Origin of the sequence: Pengzhenrongella frigida (assembly GCF_004168625.1) — a bacterium.
Lineage (GTDB): Bacteria > Actinomycetota > Actinomycetes > Actinomycetales > Cellulomonadaceae > Pengzhenrongella > Pengzhenrongella frigida.
The window spans coordinates 1-16,421 of sequence record NZ_SDWW01000038.1 but is presented as its reverse complement, the minus strand read 5'-3'; the positions used below and the strand labels follow the sequence as shown (position 1 = coordinate 16,421).

The window sequence follows — 16,421 nt, the reverse complement described above, 5'->3', positions numbered from 1 at the left end:
GAGTACCACGAGTGACGCTCGAAAACACGTCCGACAACACCCCCGTCGAATCGCCGTCGGGCAACCCCGACGCAACCGCGGCACAGCCCGTGGTGAAGGCGCCCCGGCGCCGCGCGACCCGCAAGACCGCGGCACCCGGCATCGTGGCCGCGCCGGTCGAGACAGCCGCGACCAGCACCGCCCCGGCAGGTGACGCTGCGGCCTCGGCCGACGCGGACGCCGACGCGCCGACCCGTGCCCCGCGCAAGGCCGCCGCCAAGCGCGCGCCGGCCAAGCGCGCCTCTACGCGGGTCACGAAGAAGGCAGCCGCTCCGGTCCACGTCGACGTCGACGTGGTGGAACCCGCCTCGGCCGAGATCGCGCCAGAGCCCACCGCCGTCGCCGCCGCCCCGGTCGAACTTCTCGCCGAGGCGCCCTCTGAGCCGGCCGAGCCGACCACCCGGGGACGCGGCCCGCGCCGGGCGACCCGCGCCTCGCGCTCCACCCTCGATGTCTTTGCCGAGCTCGCACCCGTGGCCGCCTCCCGCGCCGCTGCGGAGACCGCGGACGAGCCCGTCGAACCGGCCGACGAGCCTGAGCTCGCCACCCCGGGCGCCATGACCGCACTCCTGTTCCAGTCGGCCGACGCGACCACCCGGCCGCGCCGCCGCCGGGCCCAGTCGCCCGCGGGCCCGCCCCGCGCCGCCGAGGAGGCCCCGATCGAGCCCACCCGCACGCCGTTCGACACCTCGCGGACCCCGTTCGACTCGGGTCGTGCCCCGAGCACGAGCCCTGCCCCCCGGACGGACACCCGGCCCGAGGTCGAGGTGGAGCCGGAGTCCGACGCGGCACCGGCCAAGCGCACGTCGCGTCGGCGTGGCTCGTCGAGGGCGAACGCGGCCGTCGAAGAGCTGCTGGCGACCGCCACACCCGACGAGGCGCCCGAGGGCGAGGTCGTGGCCCGTCGTGACGACCGCGGTGACCGTGGACCGCGCGGAGGCCGTGGCCGTGGTGGCCGCGGTCGCGGTGCACGCGACGTCGAGGAACAGGTCGCGCCGGACCTCGCCCTCGACGAGGACGAGACGGCCGAGGACCTGGCCGCCGACGATCTGACTACCGAGGACGTCTCGGCCGAAGACCAGTCGGCTGAGGACCAGTCCGCCGAGGACTCGACGGACGAGGTCGACGAGGACGAGGAGTCCGGCGATGGTGGGCCCCGCCGTCGCCGTCGTCGTGGTGGCCGCGGTCGTCGCGGACGCAGCGGCACGGACGACGCCGACACGGACAGCAACGATCGCAACAACGCCGATCGCAACGCCACGGATCGCCCCGGTGCAGATCGTGGCGCTGCCGCGACCGACGACACGACGCCGACCGACGAGGACCACCAGGGCGCGGACGAGTCCGAGGACGACGACCAGGGTGGCGAGGGCGGCGGTTCGAGCCGTCGCCGTCGTCGTCGCCGTCGCAGCGGGCGTGGGGGAGAGGGCGTCGACTCCGAGCCGGTCAGCCAGCCCACGCGCTCGCGCGGCGGGCGCTCCTCGGCCCAGACGTCTCCGCCGGCCGCCGACGAGGTCACCGCGCTGCGCGGCTCGACCCGGCTCGAGGCCAAGCGCCAGCGCCGCCGCGAGGGGCGCGATGCCGGTCGTCGTCGGACGATCGTCACCGAGTCGGAGTTCCTCGCTCGCCGCGAGTCCGTCGACCGGTCGATGGTCGTGCGCGAGATCGACGGCGCGACGCAGATCGCCGTGATGGAGGACGGGGTGCTCGTCGAGCACTACGTCTCCCGCCAGGCGCAAGCGTCGATGGCCGGGAACGTCTACCTCGGTCGGGTGCAGAACGTGCTCCCGAGCATGGAAGCCGCGTTCGTCGACGTCGGCAAGGGCCGCAACGCGGTCCTGTACGCCGGCGAGGTGAACTGGGACGCCGCCGGCCTCGAAGGCCAGCCGCGCCGCATCGAGCAGGCGCTCAAGTCCGGCGACTCGGTCCTGGTCCAGGTGACCAAGGACCCGATCGGCCAGAAGGGTGCCCGGCTCACGTCGCAGGTCACGCTGGCCGGCCGGTACCTGGTCTACGTGCCCGGCGGCGGCATGACCGGGATCTCCCGCAAGCTCCCCGACAACGAGCGCGCCCGCCTGAAGAAGCTGCTCCGCGAGATCGTCCCGGACACGGCCGGCGTCATCGTGCGCACCGCGGCCGAAGGGGCGAGCGAGGACGAGCTGCGCGCCGACATCACCCGCCTGCAGGAGCAGTGGACCGCCATCGAGAAGAAGGCCAAGACCGCCTCCTCGCCGGCATTGCTGCAGGGTGAGCCGGACCTCGCGATCCGCGTCGTGCGCGACATCTTCAACGGCGACTTCGGGTCGCTCGTGGTCGAGGGCGACGAGGCGTGGGACACCATCTCGGGGTACATCGGTGCGCTCGCGCCGGACCTCGCCCAGAAGGTCACCCGCTGGACCGGGACGGGCGACGTGTTCGCCGCCTACCGGGTCGACGAGCAGCTCGCCAAGGGCATGGACCGCAAGGTCTGGCTGCCCTCGGGTGGCTCGCTGGTGATCGACCGCACGGAGGCCATGACGGTCGTCGACGTCAACACCGGCAAGTTCACCGGTGCGGGCGGCACGCTCGAGGAGACGGTCACCCGGAACAACCTCGAGGCCGCCGAGGAGATCGTCCGCCAGCTCCGGCTGCGTGACATCGGCGGGATCATCGTGATCGACTTCATCGACATGGTGCTCGAGTCGAACCGGGACCTCGTCCTGCGCCGGCTCGTCGAATGCCTCGGGCGCGACCGCACCAAGCACCAGGTGGCCGAGGTCACCTCGCTCGGGCTCGTCCAGATGACCCGCAAGCGGGTCGGGCAGGGCCTCGTCGAGGCGTTCAGCGAGACCTGCGAGCACTGCAACGGGCGCGGCTTCATCGTGCACACGGAGCCGAACGACAGGGCCGGTCACGCGGGCGACGGCGCGCAGGGCGGGCACTCGCACGGCTCCGCGTCGTCGGGCTCGACGGATGGCGACAGCGACTCCAAGGGCTCGCGCCGCAAGCGTGGGGCCGCCAAGGACATCTCCGCCCTCGCGGGTGCCGCGCCGCTTCCTGCGGTGCCGGTCCTCCCGGAGGTCAGAGCTGCGGTCAAGGCCACGCTCGCGACGATCGCCGCTGCTGCGGCGCACGCTCACGAGCACGGTCACGAGCTCGGCGGACGGACCGGCCAGCCTGGCCAGACCGGCCCGGCCGACCTCCCGTTGGGGTTCGACGCCGACGAGACGCTCGAGCTGTTCCCGGTCGCGCCCGAGGTCTTCGACCTGGGCGAGGCCGAGACGGATACCGTCCCGCAGCAGTGAGCTGTTCCCTCGGGTCGCCGGCGTCGGCCGGTGACCCGAGGGCCTACCCGGCCCCGTTTGACCCTGCCGGGTGGATTCCGTACTCTTGACCGTCGGCGCGCTTAGTGCGCGCAGACCCTGTGTGCCCGCGCAGCCCGAAGGGCAACGTCGCGAAGAGCACGCCGCAGACGCAAGTTATTGACCGAGCAGAGATGAGCAGCAACGTGGTGTACGCGATCGTGAAATCGGGTGGCCGCCAGGAGAAGGTGTCGGTCGGCGACATCGTCGTCATGGACCGCCAGTCCGCCAAGACGGGTTCGATCATCGAGCTCCCGGCCCTGCTGCTTGTTGACGGGGAGAACGTGACGACCGACGCCGAGGTTCTGGCGAAGATCAAGGTCACGGCCGAGGTCGTCCGGGACGAAAAGGGCCCGAAGATCGACATCCTCAAGTACAAGAACAAGACCGGCTACCGCCGGCGCCTGGGTCACCGCCAGAAGCTGACCCGCGTCAAGGTCACCAGCATCTCCTGACTCTCCCGTGCGGCCTCGACGGCTCGCATCGGATCCCCTTCCACCAGTAGCACGAAAGCAGGTTTGAGATGGCACACAAGAAGGGCGCAAGCTCCTCTCGTAACGGGCGCGACTCCAACGCGCAGCGCCTGGGCGTCAAGCGTTTCGGTGGTCAGCTCGTCAATGCCGGCACGATCATCGTTCGCCAGCGCGGCACGCACTTCCACCCCGGGATCAACGTCGGACGGGGCGGCGACGACACGCTGTTCGCGCTGACCGCCGGTGCGGTCCTGTTCGGGACGCGTCGCGGCCGGAAGGTCATCGACATCGTCGCCGCTGCGTGACGAAGGTCGAAACCTGTTCGTAGTCTTCACGATGATGGGGTGCACCGGTAGCGGTGCGCCCCTTCGTCGTCTCTCACTAGTTGTACCGAAGCAAGGAGGAGCCAGCCGTGGCGACATTCGTCGACCGGGTCGTGCTGCACGCCACCGGGGGTGACGGCGGAAACGGCTGTGCCTCGATCCACCGGGAGAAGTTCAAGCCCCTTGCCGGTCCCGACGGTGGCACGGGAGGCCGCGGCGGGTCCGTGATCATCGTCGTCGACCCCCAGATCACCACCCTGCTCGAGTTCCACCACTCCCCGCACTGGCACGCGCAGTCCGGCACCCAGGGCATGGGCAACTACCGCCAGGGCTCCTCGGGTGACGACCTCGTCCTCGGGGTCCCGGACGGCACCGTGGTGAAGTCGACCGACGGTGTGGTCCTCGCCGACCTCGTCGGCCTCGGCGCGCGCTACGTCGTGGCGCCCGGCGGGCACGGTGGCCTCGGCAACTTCTCCCTCGCCTCTCCGCGCCGCATCGCGCCCGGCTTCGCCCTGCTGGGCGAGCCCGGCGAGGAGAACGACGTCGTCCTCGAGCTCAAGACGATCGCCGACGTCGCGCTCATCGGTTTCCCGAGCGCGGGCAAGTCCAGCCTGATCGCCGCGATCTCGGCCGCTCGTCCGAAGATCGCCGACTACCCGTTCACCACGCTCATCCCGAACCTCGGCGTGGTGCAGGCCGGCTCGTCGCGGTACACCGTCGCGGACGTGCCGGGCCTGATCCTCGGTGCGAGCGAAGGCAAGGGGCTCGGGCTCGAGTTCCTGCGCCACATCGAGCGGTGCTCGGTCCTCGTGCACGTGATCGACTGCGCGACGCTCGAGCCCGACCGGGACCCGCTCAGCGACCTCGACGTGATCGAGGCCGAGCTCGCGCAGTACGGCGGCGACGTCGGCATCGACGGTGGGCGGGTGCCGCTCACCGAGCGCCTGCGCATGGTCGTCCTCAACAAGATCGACGTCCCCGAGGCCCGCGACCTCGCCGACATGGTGCGCCCCGAGCTGGAGGCCCGCGGCCTGCAGGTCTTCGAGATCTCGGCCGCGAGCCACGAGGGTCTGCGCCCGCTGACCTTCGCGCTCGCCGCGCTGGTCGAGAAGCACCGACGGGAGTCCGCGGACATCGTCCCGACGCGCACGGTCCTGCGGCCCAAGGCCGTGGACGACGCCGGCTTCACCGTCTCGCGGCGCGAGGAGGCCGGCCGGGAGTACTTCCAGATCCTCGGCACGCGGCCCGAGCGCTGGGTGCGCCAGACCCAGTTCTCGAACGACGAGGCGGTGGGCTACCTGGCCGACCGGCTCGCCCGGCTGGGGGTCGAGGAGTCCCTCTTCGCCGCCGGTGCCGTGGCGGGTGCCGAGGTCGTCATCGGGTCCGGCCCCAGCGCCGTCGTGTTCGACTGGGAGCCGACGCTGCTGACCGGCTCCGAGCTGCTCGGCGGACCGCGCGGGACGGACCTGCGGCTCGAGCAGCACGCACGCCCGACCCGCCTGGACAAGCGCAAGGAGTACAAGGACCGGATGGACGCGAAGACCGAGGCCCGCGCCGAGCTCTGGACCGAGCGCGAGGCAGGGGTCTGGACCGACGACGACCTCGTCGACCCCGCGCAGGATCCCGGCGAGGCCGAGGCTCCCGGTTGGTCGGACGGGTCGACCGGAGCTGGCACCACCATCGGGTCGTGACCATCGCGCCCGTCAGCGACCGGAGCCTGCTCGCAGGCGCCGGTCGCGTCGTGGTCAAGGTCGGGTCGTCCTCGCTCACGGGCGCGGACGGCCGGCTCGACCATGCAGCGCTGCGGGCACTGGTCGATGTGCTCGCCGCGCGCCGCGCTGCCGGCGTGCGGGTCGTGCTCGTGTCGTCGGGAGCGATCGCCGCCGGGATCGGGCCGCTCGGGCTGCATTCCCGGCCGCGGGACCTCGCCACGGCGCAGGCCGCGGCGTCGGTCGGTCAGGGCCTTCTCGTGGCGGCCTACACCGAGGCGTTCGCCGCGCACGGCCTGCGGGTCGGGCAGGTGCTGCTCACCGCGGAGGACACCATCCGGCGCGTGAACTACCGCAACGCCCGGCGCGCCCTCACCCGGCTGATCGAGCTCGGCGTCGTGCCGATCGTCAACGAGAACGACACCGTGGCGACCGACGAGATCCGCTTCGGGGACAACGACCGGCTCGCCGCGCTCGTGTCGAACCTCGTGCACGCCGACGCGATGGTCCTGCTGACCGACGTCGATGCGCTCTACGACGGTCCCCCCGCCCGTGGCGGTGCCCGAAAGATCACCACGGTCAGCGGACCGGCAGACCTGGTGGGGGTCGAGGTGACCGGGCGCGGTGCGTCGGTCGGGACCGGCGGCATGGTCACCAAGATCGACGCGGTCGCGATCGCCACGGGTTCCGGCATCCCCGTCGTGCTGACCTCGGCCGCCCTCGCCGGGCCGGCCCTGGCCGGCGACGAGGTCGGCACCTGGTTCACCCCGACCGGGCGTCGACGCTCGAACCGGCTGCTCTGGCTCGCGCATGCCGCGCACACCAACGGCCGGCTCGTGCTCGACGACGGCGCGGTGCGCGCGCTCCAGGGCGGCCTCGCCTCGCTGCTCCCGGCCGGGATCACCGCCGTCGAGGGCGACTTCGAGGCCGGCGACCCGGTCGAGATGGTCAGCGCTGCCGGGACCGTCGTGGCCCGCGGCCTGGTGTCTTTCGACGCCGTCGAGGTCCCGTCGCTGCTCGGGCGGTCGACGTCGTCCCTGCGCGAGGAGTTCGGCCCCGGGTACGACCGGGTGGTCGTGCACCGCGACGATCTCGTCCTCGTGCGGCGACCTCGCCGATGACGGCGCCGTCGGGCATCACCATCCGGCTCGCGCACCCGCACGAGCACGCCGAGGTCGGCCTGCTGACCGTGGCCGGGTTCGCCGCGGGACCCTACGGCGCGGCCACCGACCCCGACCGGGTGGCGCTGCTGCACGACGCCGCCGGGCGCGCGGAGGCCGGGGAGCTCCTGGTCGCGGTCGACGACGCCACCGGCGAGCTCGTCGGCACGGCGAGCCTGCTGCGGGCGGGGGCCCGGTACTCCCGGCGCGCCCTGCCGGACGAGGCGGAGGTGCGGCTGCTGGCGACGTCGCAGGCCGGACGTGGCCGCGGGGTGGGGGCCGCCCTGATGGAGTCCGCCCTCGAACGGGCCCGCGGCTGGGGGGTGACTGCGCTGGTCGTGGACACCGGGCCGGGGAACCTCACCGCGCAGCGGCTGTACCACCGCCTCGGCTTCGAACGCGTCCCCGAACGGGAGACCACCCACATCCCCGGCGTCGGCGTGCTCATCGTCTTCCGTTTCGCGCTGCAGCCCGGCGACGGTGTGCTGGTCCGGCTCGTGCGCGTCGAGGAGCTCGATCGCGTCTCCGAGCTGTCCGTCTCGGCCTACGCGGGCGACTTCGGCGACCTGTCCCCGACCTACCTCGCCTCGATCGCGGACGTCGCCCCACGGGCGCTCGAGCACGAGGTCTGGGTCGCCGAGGACCGCGCGACGGGCGCGCTGCTCGGTACGGTCGCCACCCCGCGGCCGGGCTCCCACATCTCCCCGTTGGGGCGGCCCGGCGAGCTCGACTTCCGCCTGCTCGCGGTCGATCCGGCCGCGCGCGGGCGGGGCCTCGGCACCCTGCTGACGTGTCACGTCATCCGGCTCGCGCGTCTGCGCGGCCTGCGGCGCGTGGTGCTCAACAGCGGCCCCGAGATGTTCACCGCGCACCGCCTCTACGAGCGCCTCGGGTTCGTGCGGCTGCCCGAGCGCGAGACGTTCCTGCCCGACGGGCGTCGGCTGTACGCGTTCGGCCTCGATCTGCCCGACTGAGCTCGGCGACCCGCCGGGTTCCTCGCCGGACGTGATCGGTGCCCGACGACGGTGCCCTGCGCTGAGACGCCCCTGCCCGAGGCGTGGACCCTCGGACTACCCTCGGAGGATGACCACGCTCAGCCACCGACAGACCGGCGACGGCTCCGGGTCCACGACCCCCGAACCGTCCTCCGCCGCGGCCCCCACCGCCGACGCCGATGAGGTTCGCGACGCGGTGCTCGACGTCGCGCGGCGCGCCAAGGTCGCCGCCCGCACGCTCGCCACGGCGACCCGAGGGACCAAGGACGCGGCCCTGCTGGCCCTCGCCGATGCGCTCGTGGCGGCGACGGACGAGATCGTCGCGGCGAACACGCAGGACGTCGAGCGCGGGCGGGCGAGCGGTACGTCGCCGGGGCTGCTCGACCGCCTCACCCTCACCCCCGACCGCATCGTGGCGATCGCCGCCGCGCTCCGCGAGCTCGCCGCGCTGCCCGACCCGGTCGGTGAGGTCGTGCGCGGCTCGACGCTCCCGAACGGGCTGCGGCTGCGGCAGGTGCGCGTCCCGATGGGCGTGGTCGGGATGATCTACGAGGCGAGGCCGAACGTGACCGTCGATGCCGCGGGCCTGGCCCTGAAGAGCGGCAACGCCGTCATCCTGCGTGGCGGCTCGGCCGCGGCCAGGTCGAACGAGGTCATCGTGTCGGTCCTGTCGCGGGCCCTGCTCGCCCAGGGGCTGCCCGGGGACGCGGTGCAGTCGATCGATTCGTACGGGCGTGCGGGTGCGGTCGCGCTGATGCACGCACGCGGGCTCGTCGACCTGCTCGTGCCGCGCGGCGGAGCGGATCTCATCCAGACGGTCGTGCGGGAGTCCACCGTGCCCGTGGTCGAGACCGGCACGGGCAACTGCCACGTGTACGTCGATGCGAGCGCCCAGATCGACGTGGCGCTGCCGATCCTGCTGAACTCGAAGACCCAGCGCACCGGCGTGTGCAACGCGGCCGAGACCCTGCTCGTGCACGCGGACGTCGCGGACGCCTTCCTTCCGGCCGCCCTCGCCGCCCTCGGTGCCGCGGGCGTCGTCGTGCACGGTGACGCGCGGACCGCCGCGCTCGCGCCGTCGGGGCTGACGGTGATCCCCGCCACGGACGAGGACTGGGCTCGGGAGTACCTCGCGCTCGAGATCGCGGTCGGGGTCGTGGACGACCTCGACAGCGCGATCGAGCACATCCGGACCTGGACGTCCGGCCACACCGAGGCGATCGTCACGCGCGATCTCGCGTCCTCCGAGCGATTCGTCGCCGAGCTCGACTCGGCGGTGATCATGGTGAACGCGTCGACCCGGTTCACGGACGGGGGCCAGTTCGGCCTCGGTGCCGAGATCGGCATCTCGACGCAGAAGCTCCACGCACGGGGCCCGATGGGCCTCGGCGAGCTCACCACGACGAAGTGGATCGTCAACGGCGAGGGCCAGGTCCGCCCCTGATCGGCGGTGCGATCGAGCGACTTGTGGGGGAGGTCGGGCGTCCGCCCGATTTCCCGGCATGCGACACTGGACCTTCCGTGCGTGGGTCGGCGCGCGGGTGACCCCACCCTTTGGAGGATGTCGTGCACGCTGCCCTGCAGATGGCCGAGAAGGTCGTTGAGCACTCGAACGAGCTGCCCTTCTCGCCGGCGGTCTTCGGTGTGGCCGGCTTCGGAGGGCTCGCTGCGCTCCTGCTGGTGGCGTACGCGTTTCGGAGCGTCGGAACCCGCCACTGATCGATCGGCAGAGGGAACCCATGACGCAGCGTCGACCTCGGATCGGGGTGATGGGTGGGACGTTCGACCCCGTCCACCACGGCCACCTGGTTGCCGCGAGCGAGGCAGCGGCCCAGTTCGACCTGGACGAGGTGATCTTCGTCCCGACCGGCCAACCCTCGTTCAAGCAGCACCAGGACGTCTCACCCGCCGAGCACCGCTACCTGATGACCGTGATCGCGACCGCATCGAATCCGCGGTTCACGGTCAGCCGGGTCGACGTCGATCGTGCGGGGACGACCTACACCGTCGACACGCTGCGGGACCTGCTCGCGTCGCGCCCCGGTTCGGACCTGTTCTTCATCTCCGGCGCCGACGCGATCGAGCAGATCCTGCGCTGGAAGGATGCGGACCACCTGTTCACGATGGCGCAGTTCGTCGCCGTCACCCGGCCGGGTCACGTGCTCTCCGTGGCCGGGCTGCCTCCGGACCGCGTCAGCGTCCTCGAGGTACCCGCTCTGGCCATCTCGTCGACCGACATCCGGGCCCGCGTCCGGGCCGGCCATCCGGTCTGGTATCTGGTTCCCGACGGAGTGGTGCAGTACATCGCGAAGCATGGTCTATATCGAGGTCCCGACGATGAGTAACGAACCTGGCGAGCGCCGCCGCCGACGCGAGCTCGAACGTGCGCGTGAGGTCGCGGCCGCCGAGCAGGCCGCCGCTCCGGCGCAGGCTTCCGCTGCGCCGGCGGCCGCTGCACCAGCTCCACCCGCGCCGCACACCCTGTCCCGGCGCGAGCTCCGCGAGAGTGAACGGGCCCGCGCAGCGGCCGAGCTCGCGGCGGCCGAGCGTGCGGCGAACGCCGGGGCTGCGGCCCCGGAGGCACGCCCCCGCCCGACGTCGACCGCGTCGTCTGCGCCCCCACCGACGGTGACGCCAGGTGTGCCCGCCGCGGCGAAGGTCGACCCGTCGCCGGCACGCGAGCCGAGGACGGATACCCCCGCGGCACGTGCGCCGAAGGCCGACACCCCTGCGGCACGCGAGCCGAGGACGGATACCCCCGCGGCACGTGCGCCGAAGGTCGCGCCGGCTGAAGCTCCGGCGAAGCCGCAGAAGCCCGCGGCCGAGGTCCCGAGAGCGGGGTCGGGGTCGGCGCAGCGCACGTTCGAGTCGCCGTCGACCTCCGCACCGGCGCCCTGGACCCCCTCTTCGCCCTCGTCCACGCCCACACCCCCGACCGTCCAGCGGTCGTACTCCAAAGAGACCCCGCCGCCCACGGGTGGCCGACCGGGCGACGGAGCTGACGAGTCGACGTCGTCCACCGGCGGTCTGGGATCCCTGTCGATCCAGGGTCCGGCGACGCCACCGTCGCGCCGATCGATGCGGCGCCCGGTGAGCCCCGTCGACACAGCCCGGACCCCGGTGGTCCACCCGCCCGCGACGACAGGGACGATCCGGTCAGTCGCGCCCGCTGCCTCCACCGGCGCCGAGCGGGCCGCCCGGGCGGACAGCGCCACGTCCGGCCGCGGGTACCCGCCCGTCGCGCCGCGACGGTCGGCGCTGTCCCCGCGGGTGTCCTCGACCGGCCAGCCGGGGGCCGACGAGCGCCCGACGTCGGCCGTCCCGCCGTCCGCCGCCCTGTTCGGCCCCGGCCCTGCGGCGCCGCCCGCTGCCGGTCCGGCGCCGACCACGGTGCCGCCGAAAGCGGGGGACCGGTCGGCGCAGTCGACCCCCGCCGCCTCCGTCGCCCCGCCACCCTCCGCTCCGGAGACCTCCTGGAGTGCGCTCCCCGAGATCTCCGCAGCGGACGCTGTGGGGCCGGAACCTCAGGACTCGACGCCGTCGCGATCGGGCGGCGCTCCGCTGACGCCCCGATGGGGGCACGTCCCGACCGGATCCTTCGATGCGATCACGCGCCCACCCGAGGAAGAGGAAGCGCCTGCGGCCCCGGTAGGATCGACGGCTGACGGGGATGAAGCCGACCCCCGCCCGCGCGCCACGTCATACACGTGGTTGCAGGTAGTGGCGCTGGCCCTGGTGGCCTTCGTCCTCGGCTTCCTCGTCTGGCTACTCATCAAAGACTCGTCCGAGCCCGGTGCGGCCGGTGCCTCGGCCCCGGCGCCCACCACTTCATCATCGGGGACCTCGTGGCCCCATCTAGGAGAACTGTGACTGCCACCGACCGTGCCGTTGAACTGGCGATCGCTGCGGCCCGCGCCGCCTCCGCCCTCAAGGCGGACGAGATCATCGCCCTCGACGTCAGCGAGCAGCTCGTGCTGACCGACGTGTTCCTGATCGCCTCCGGCACCAACGAACGCCAGGTCGGCGGCATCGTCGATGCCATCGAAGAGGCCCTGCACAAGCTCGGCGCCAAGCCGATCCGGCGCGAGGGCAAGTCCGCCGGCCGGTGGGTCCTGATCGACTTCGGCGACATCGTCGTTCACGTCCAGCACGCCGAGGACCGCGTCTACTACGCCCTCGAGCGCCTCTGGAAGGACTGCCCGGTCATCGAGCTGCCCGAAGACGCTCGGGGCGGAGACGGTTCGGCGGAGATCTCGGCGTGAGTGCGGGGACCGTGCTGCTCTGGCGGCACGGGCGAACCGCACACAACGCGACCATGCGGCTGCAGGGCCAGGTCGACATCCCGCTCGACGTCGTCGGCGAGCGGCAGGCACGGGCGGCCGCCGCCGCGCTGGTCGCGACCACCAAGCCGGCGCTGATCGTCGTGTCCGACCTCGGTCGGGCGGCGGCCACCGCGGGCTACCTGTCCGAGCTCACCGGCCTGGAGCCGGTGGTCGAGCCGCGCGTGCGCGAACGCAGCTTCGGGGTCTGGGAGGGTCTGACCGGCGAGGAGATCTCCGCCGGCTGGGCGACCGAGTACGCCACCTGGAAGTCCGGCGGTGAGCCCGAGAACGTCGGCGCGGAGAGTCGCGGCGAGGTTGCCGAGCGCATGGTCGAGGCGATCACGGAGCACTCGGCGGGGCTGAGCAAGGACGAGGCGCTCGTCGTCGTCTCGCACGGTGCGGCCATCACGCTCGCGGTGACCGCCCTGCTCGGCCTGGACATCGCCGGGTGGCGGGGCATCGCCGGGCTGACGAACGCGCACTGGACCGAGCTGCGACGCAACCCGGCCGGCATGGAGCCGGCGTGGCGGCTCTTCGGCCACGACCTCGGCCCGTCGACCTCGATCGACGACTGGAACGCGGGAACCGACCTTGCGTGAGTGGGCCGTCGGCCGGCGTTCCGCGCTCAGAACGTGGCGCGGACGGCCGCTCCGGGCGCCGATTGGTGAACTCGGGCGTTCGTAGCCTAGACTTCACGACGCCCGCAAGGGTGAGTACGAGTACGGGGCTGTGGCGCAGCTGGTAGCGCACCTGCATGGCATGCAGGGGGTCAGGGGTTCGAGTCCCCTCAGCTCCACCGAAGTCGCAGGTCACGGGCCATGTCTGGGCTCCCGGAAGGGGGCGAGGCATGGCTCGTGGGCATTTATTGGGCACTTTGGCGTCGCCACTCGACCTCGCACCGTCCGATATCGACCGATCTCGGAGTGTGTCGCGTCCGGCACACCTAGGTGTCATGGACACGAACAACACCTCCCCGCGCACCCTCGAGGTGCTGTCGCTGCCGGAGCTCGCCGAGCGGCTCCACGTCACCGCGCAGACTCTGTATGACCTGCGCTCCAAAGGCCGCGGACCGCGCGGCTTCCGCGTCGGGTCCCGGCTCATGTTCCGTGTGATCGAGATCGAGGACTGGCTCGCCCGCATGGAGGCCGACGACGGACGAAGGCATGACCGGAGCCTGCAGTGAGCGGCCGGCCGCGCACCTCGATCGGGACGTTCGGTGAAATCCGGCTGGTGGACCTGGGCGGCAAGTACGTCGCCGAGACCCGGTTTCGGGACCTGGACGGCCGGCTGCGCAAGGTTCGTGCAACCGCGCCGTCGGCACGGGCGGTGCGATCCTTGATCAAGGACCGCCTGGCCGCCCGTGTCGGGTACGGCAGCGGCGGGCTGCTGCGCCTGTCCAGCCCGTTCGCGGAACTCGCCGAGCTGTGGCTCGAAGACCTCCGGACGCGGGACATCTCCGAGGGCACCAAGGAGAACTACCGCGACGACCTCCGGCTGCATGTGCGGCCGTTCTTCGCCAGCTACACGCTCGGTGAGCTCACCACGGGCAGGGTAGAAGTGTTCCTCAAGCAGGAGCTGGCGATCTCCTACTCGCGGGCCAAGCACTCCAAGACGCTGCTCAGCATGCTCTTCGCGTTCGCGCTGCGCCACGATGCGATTCCGCGGAACCCGTTGGAGGGCACGTCGGACCTGACGAGGCCACCGAACGTGGTCCAGGCGCTGAGCTTGGAGCAGGTGCAGCGGATCCGGGCGTCCGCTGCGCAGTGGCGCACCGGTCCGGGCGTGATGGGACCCAGGCCAGACGGGACGGTGCGCGACGTCTGCGAAGTGCTTCTGGGTACCTCGATGCGGCCGGGAGAGGTGCTCGCCCTGCGCCCGGTCGACATCGTCGAGACCAAGAAGGGGATGGTCGCCCACATCCAGGGCACCGTGGTCGAGCGCAAGAAGTCCGGGTGCTACCGCCAGGACCACCCCAAGACGGGCGCGTCGGTCCGGCGGATCCCCGTGCCGGAGTTCGCCGCCCAGGTGATCCGCCAGCGACTTGCACTCATGGGGCCCGAGCAAGCGGAGGTGACCATCTTTCACAACCGGTACGGGAAGGTGCTCACCCTGCACAACTTGCGCAGGACCTTTCGAGACATCGTCAAGGAAGCCGGCCTGGAGGGTTTGGGCATCACCCCGCGCTGGTACAGGCGCACCGGCGCCACGATCCTCGCCCGCGGGATCGGGGTGGATGCTGCGGCAGCATTCCTCGGGCACACCTCCACGGCGATCACCCAGAAGCACTATATCGAGCTCGACACGTTGGTCGACCAAACCCCGGCCTCGATCCTGGACCGGACGCTGCGACCCGTCGACCCCGACGGCACGCTGCTCGGCCAGCGCGTATCCGACGAGGAGGAAGATCTGCTCGACGAGCTCGACGGCGACGACTTGCAGGGCTGAAGCGCGCGCTGCCCGGAGCGCAGCCTTTGCGCGAGCACGAGAGCGTCGCGATAGACCGGTCGCCCGGAGCCGCCCGTCCGGTGACGTGAGGACGACACCACCAGTCGCTGCTCACCACAGATCGAGGCCGGACTCGTCCACGCAAGGATCGTCCCAATCAGGGTCGCCATCACCGGTCGCCGGTTCACGACCCCCCTGCGCGGTGTTCAGACTCGCGCCGCCTACAGAATGTTGCTCCGAGTCCTGGGCTGCGACGTCGACGCCCTTCACGCGCGTCTCGTACATCAGGCCTGCCTGGCGCGCGTGGGTGGCGATGTCCTCCAGGGCGTCGCTCAGGTCGGCCTCGAACAGGGTGGGGTCGGCGGTGACGGTGAGCGCGTTCGGGCCGCCGTTGAAGGGGTCGACGCCGATCTGTCCGAGCACGTAGTCGGGTCGTTCATCGAAGTAGTTGTTCAGCAGAAGCATCCGACCGTTGATGCTGATCGGGGCCGCGTAGGTGAAGTCGCGCACTTGGCGCGCCGCGCCGGGCGCTGCGCGGTGCAGGAGCAGCAGGTCGGTCGGGTTGTCGGTGCCGGCGATGTTGCGTTGGATGCCGCCGGGTAGGCGCACCGCTCCGATGAGGTCGGCTTGGTCGGCCATCTGTTCTTGGACCTTTGTGTGGGGGGCGTCGAGCAGGTCGTGGGAGGCGAGGATGACGGTGAGCCCGCCCGGTCTGGTGAGGTTCAGGGAGGTCAGGGTCAGCAGGTCCTGCCAGGCGTTGCGTCGTGTCTGATGGGCGGGGTGGGTGAACTTGACGTCGTTGTACGGCAGGGCGCCGACGACGAGGTCGAATCTCTCGGTGATGTCGGTGAACTTCTCGGCCTGGACTGGGTAGCCGAGATGATCGGCCGGGCCGACGGTTGCGGTCAGTGAGGCGAAGCCGTGGCCTTTGGCCTGCGGATGGCCGAGGAACGCGGTCGGGTCGTCGCCGTGCACCAGGACACGCCCGGAATCGAAACCCAGGGTGCGCAGTGCCATCCACAGGTGTCCGGTCATGATGCGGTGGGGGCGCAGGGCGCTGGTGTGCTCGCTGTCGTCCATCGCGACCCGGTCGGCGAGCTCTCGCCATGACGGATCGTCGGGGCCGGTCATGAAGCACCAGCCTCGGTCTGACCGAGCCAGTCCTGGCCAATCAACAGCGTCAAGGCTCCCCGGTCGGCGCCTGCAGCATCCCGGCGCCGGGCGACGTCCGCGGTCACGAACGCCTGGAAGTCGGCTTGGCGGTCGACGATGGGTCGCTCGGGGACGGTGGTGTGCGGTGCTTCGCCGGGCCAGGCGGTCTGCCGGGTCGGTCGGTCGGTGTCGATCTTCGTGCCGCAGGTCGCGACCCACTCGCGCAGCCGGGTGCGCGATTCGGCGAAGTACCGTTGGAACATCAGCGGCGACGTCGCTTGCGCGCCGGGGCCGTAGGCGTTGAGCCAGAACGTGTGCAGCGCGGACAGCTCCCACACCAGCTCCCAGTGGCGGTGCCACAGCGGCGGGATGACGTTCGGCGCGACGGAATTTGTCAAGGTAGATGAGGCCGGTGGGTGTCTATGCGGCTAACTCGATGCCGGTGTTGTCGGCGGGTTGGTT

The 16,421-nt window shown here is 71.8% G+C and carries 16 protein-coding genes and 1 tRNA gene; 14 read left to right on the top strand and 3 right to left on the bottom strand.

Annotation, left to right across the window (positions count from 1 at the left end):
• The first annotated feature begins 11 nt into the window (after window positions 1-11).
• From EUA98_RS14545 to nadD, 9 genes are all read left to right on the top strand, one after another.
• Window positions 12-3,323: an Rne/Rng family ribonuclease gene (locus EUA98_RS14545; RefSeq protein WP_242511540.1), complete on the top strand. Its 3,312-nt coding sequence runs from the start codon at window positions 12-14 to the stop codon at window positions 3,321-3,323.
• A 203-nt stretch (window positions 3,324-3,526) separates the two neighbouring features.
• The gene (rplU, locus tag EUA98_RS14540) at window positions 3,527-3,835 is read left to right on the top strand and encodes a 50S ribosomal protein L21 (protein WP_207219103.1); all 309 of its coding nucleotides are present in this window, start codon (window positions 3,527-3,529) and stop codon (window positions 3,833-3,835) included.
• 68 nt (window positions 3,836-3,903) lie between these two features.
• A complete protein-coding gene (rpmA, locus tag EUA98_RS14535) occupies window positions 3,904-4,158 on the top strand; it encodes a 50S ribosomal protein L27 (RefSeq protein ID WP_130103412.1) in 255 nt (84 codons plus the stop codon).
• Window positions 4,159-4,265: 107 nt separating this feature from the next.
• Complete coding sequence (gene obgE, locus EUA98_RS14530) at window positions 4,266-5,867, top strand: GTPase ObgE (protein WP_130103411.1); 1,602 nt, start codon at window positions 4,266-4,268, stop codon at window positions 5,865-5,867.
• Window positions 5,864-7,006: a glutamate 5-kinase gene (gene proB, locus EUA98_RS14525; RefSeq protein WP_130103410.1), complete on the top strand. Its 1,143-nt coding sequence runs from the start codon at window positions 5,864-5,866 to the stop codon at window positions 7,004-7,006. Before obgE ends, proB begins: the two co-directional genes overlap by 4 nt.
• Entirely contained in the window at window positions 7,003-8,019 is a 1,017-nt protein-coding gene (locus tag EUA98_RS14520) for a GNAT family N-acetyltransferase (RefSeq protein ID WP_130103409.1), read from the top strand. The genes proB and EUA98_RS14520 overlap by 4 nt, the downstream gene beginning before the upstream one ends.
• 109 nt (window positions 8,020-8,128) lie before the next feature.
• Complete coding sequence (locus EUA98_RS14515; protein ID WP_130103408.1) at window positions 8,129-9,484, top strand: glutamate-5-semialdehyde dehydrogenase; 1,356 nt, start codon at window positions 8,129-8,131, stop codon at window positions 9,482-9,484.
• 122 nt (window positions 9,485-9,606) lie between these two features.
• Complete coding sequence (locus EUA98_RS19830) at window positions 9,607-9,759, top strand: hypothetical protein (protein WP_165372847.1); 153 nt, start codon at window positions 9,607-9,609, stop codon at window positions 9,757-9,759.
• 20 nt (window positions 9,760-9,779) lie between these two features.
• On the top strand, window positions 9,780-10,385 hold the full coding sequence (gene nadD / locus EUA98_RS14510) for a nicotinate-nucleotide adenylyltransferase (RefSeq protein ID WP_130103407.1): 606 nt from the start codon (window positions 9,780-9,782) through the stop codon (window positions 10,383-10,385).
• Here the strand turns inward: nadD and EUA98_RS19825 are convergent.
• On the bottom strand, window positions 10,359-11,429 hold the full coding sequence (locus EUA98_RS19825) for a hypothetical protein (RefSeq protein WP_165372846.1): 1,071 nt from the start codon (window positions 11,427-11,429) through the stop codon (window positions 10,359-10,361). The genes nadD and EUA98_RS19825 overlap by 27 nt on opposite strands.
• 477 nt (window positions 11,430-11,906) lie before the next feature.
• Between EUA98_RS19825 and rsfS the strand changes: the two genes are divergently transcribed.
• The 5 genes from rsfS to EUA98_RS14475 all read left to right on the top strand — a co-directional run bounded on the left by rsfS (window position 11,907) and on the right by EUA98_RS14475 (window position 14,807).
• Entirely contained in the window at window positions 11,907-12,302 is a 396-nt protein-coding gene (gene rsfS / locus EUA98_RS14495) for a ribosome silencing factor (RefSeq protein WP_130103404.1), read from the top strand.
• Window positions 12,299-12,961 (top strand): histidine phosphatase family protein, encoded by a 663-nt coding sequence (locus tag EUA98_RS14490; RefSeq protein WP_130103403.1) that lies wholly within the window; start codon window positions 12,299-12,301, stop codon window positions 12,959-12,961. Before rsfS ends, EUA98_RS14490 begins: the two co-directional genes overlap by 4 nt.
• Window positions 12,962-13,085: 124 nt before the next feature.
• A tRNA-Ala gene (locus EUA98_RS14485) sits at window positions 13,086-13,158 on the top strand.
• A 156-nt stretch (window positions 13,159-13,314) separates the two neighbouring features.
• Window positions 13,315-13,545 (top strand): helix-turn-helix transcriptional regulator, encoded by a 231-nt coding sequence (locus EUA98_RS19820; protein ID WP_165372845.1) that lies wholly within the window; start codon window positions 13,315-13,317, stop codon window positions 13,543-13,545.
• Window positions 13,542-14,807 (top strand): tyrosine-type recombinase/integrase, encoded by a 1,266-nt coding sequence (locus EUA98_RS14475; RefSeq protein WP_130103402.1) that lies wholly within the window; start codon window positions 13,542-13,544, stop codon window positions 14,805-14,807. The genes EUA98_RS19820 and EUA98_RS14475 overlap by 4 nt, the downstream gene beginning before the upstream one ends.
• 111 nt (window positions 14,808-14,918) lie before the next feature.
• Here EUA98_RS14475 and EUA98_RS14470 read toward each other — a convergent pair whose 3' ends face one another.
• Together EUA98_RS14470 and EUA98_RS14465 are read right to left on the bottom strand one after the other, a co-directional pair.
• The gene (locus EUA98_RS14470) at window positions 14,919-15,938 is read right to left on the bottom strand and encodes a hypothetical protein (RefSeq protein ID WP_130103401.1); all 1,020 of its coding nucleotides are present in this window, start codon (window positions 15,936-15,938) and stop codon (window positions 14,919-14,921) included.
• Window positions 15,935-16,357: a hypothetical protein gene (locus EUA98_RS14465; RefSeq protein WP_130103400.1), complete on the bottom strand. Its 423-nt coding sequence runs from the start codon at window positions 16,355-16,357 to the stop codon at window positions 15,935-15,937. Before EUA98_RS14465 ends, EUA98_RS14470 begins: the two co-directional genes overlap by 4 nt.
• Between the last annotated feature and the right edge of the window lie 64 nt (window positions 16,358-16,421).

Coding starts and splice junctions, on each gene's coding strand:
- rpmA (WP_130103412.1), top strand. CDS start 3,904: ATGGCACACAAGAAGGGCGCAAGCTCCTCTCGTAACGGGCGCGACTCC.
- EUA98_RS14520 (WP_130103409.1), top strand. CDS start 7,003: ATGACGGCGCCGTCGGGCATCACCATCCGGCTCGCGCACCCGCACGAG.
- EUA98_RS14515 (WP_130103408.1), top strand. CDS start 8,129: ATGACCACGCTCAGCCACCGACAGACCGGCGACGGCTCCGGGTCCACG.
- nadD (WP_130103407.1), top strand. CDS start 9,780: ATGACGCAGCGTCGACCTCGGATCGGGGTGATGGGTGGGACGTTCGAC.
- EUA98_RS19820 (WP_165372845.1), top strand. CDS start 13,315: ATGGACACGAACAACACCTCCCCGCGCACCCTCGAGGTGCTGTCGCTG.
- EUA98_RS14470 (WP_130103401.1), bottom strand. CDS start 15,938: ATGACCGGCCCCGACGATCCGTCATGGCGAGAGCTCGCCGACCGGGTC.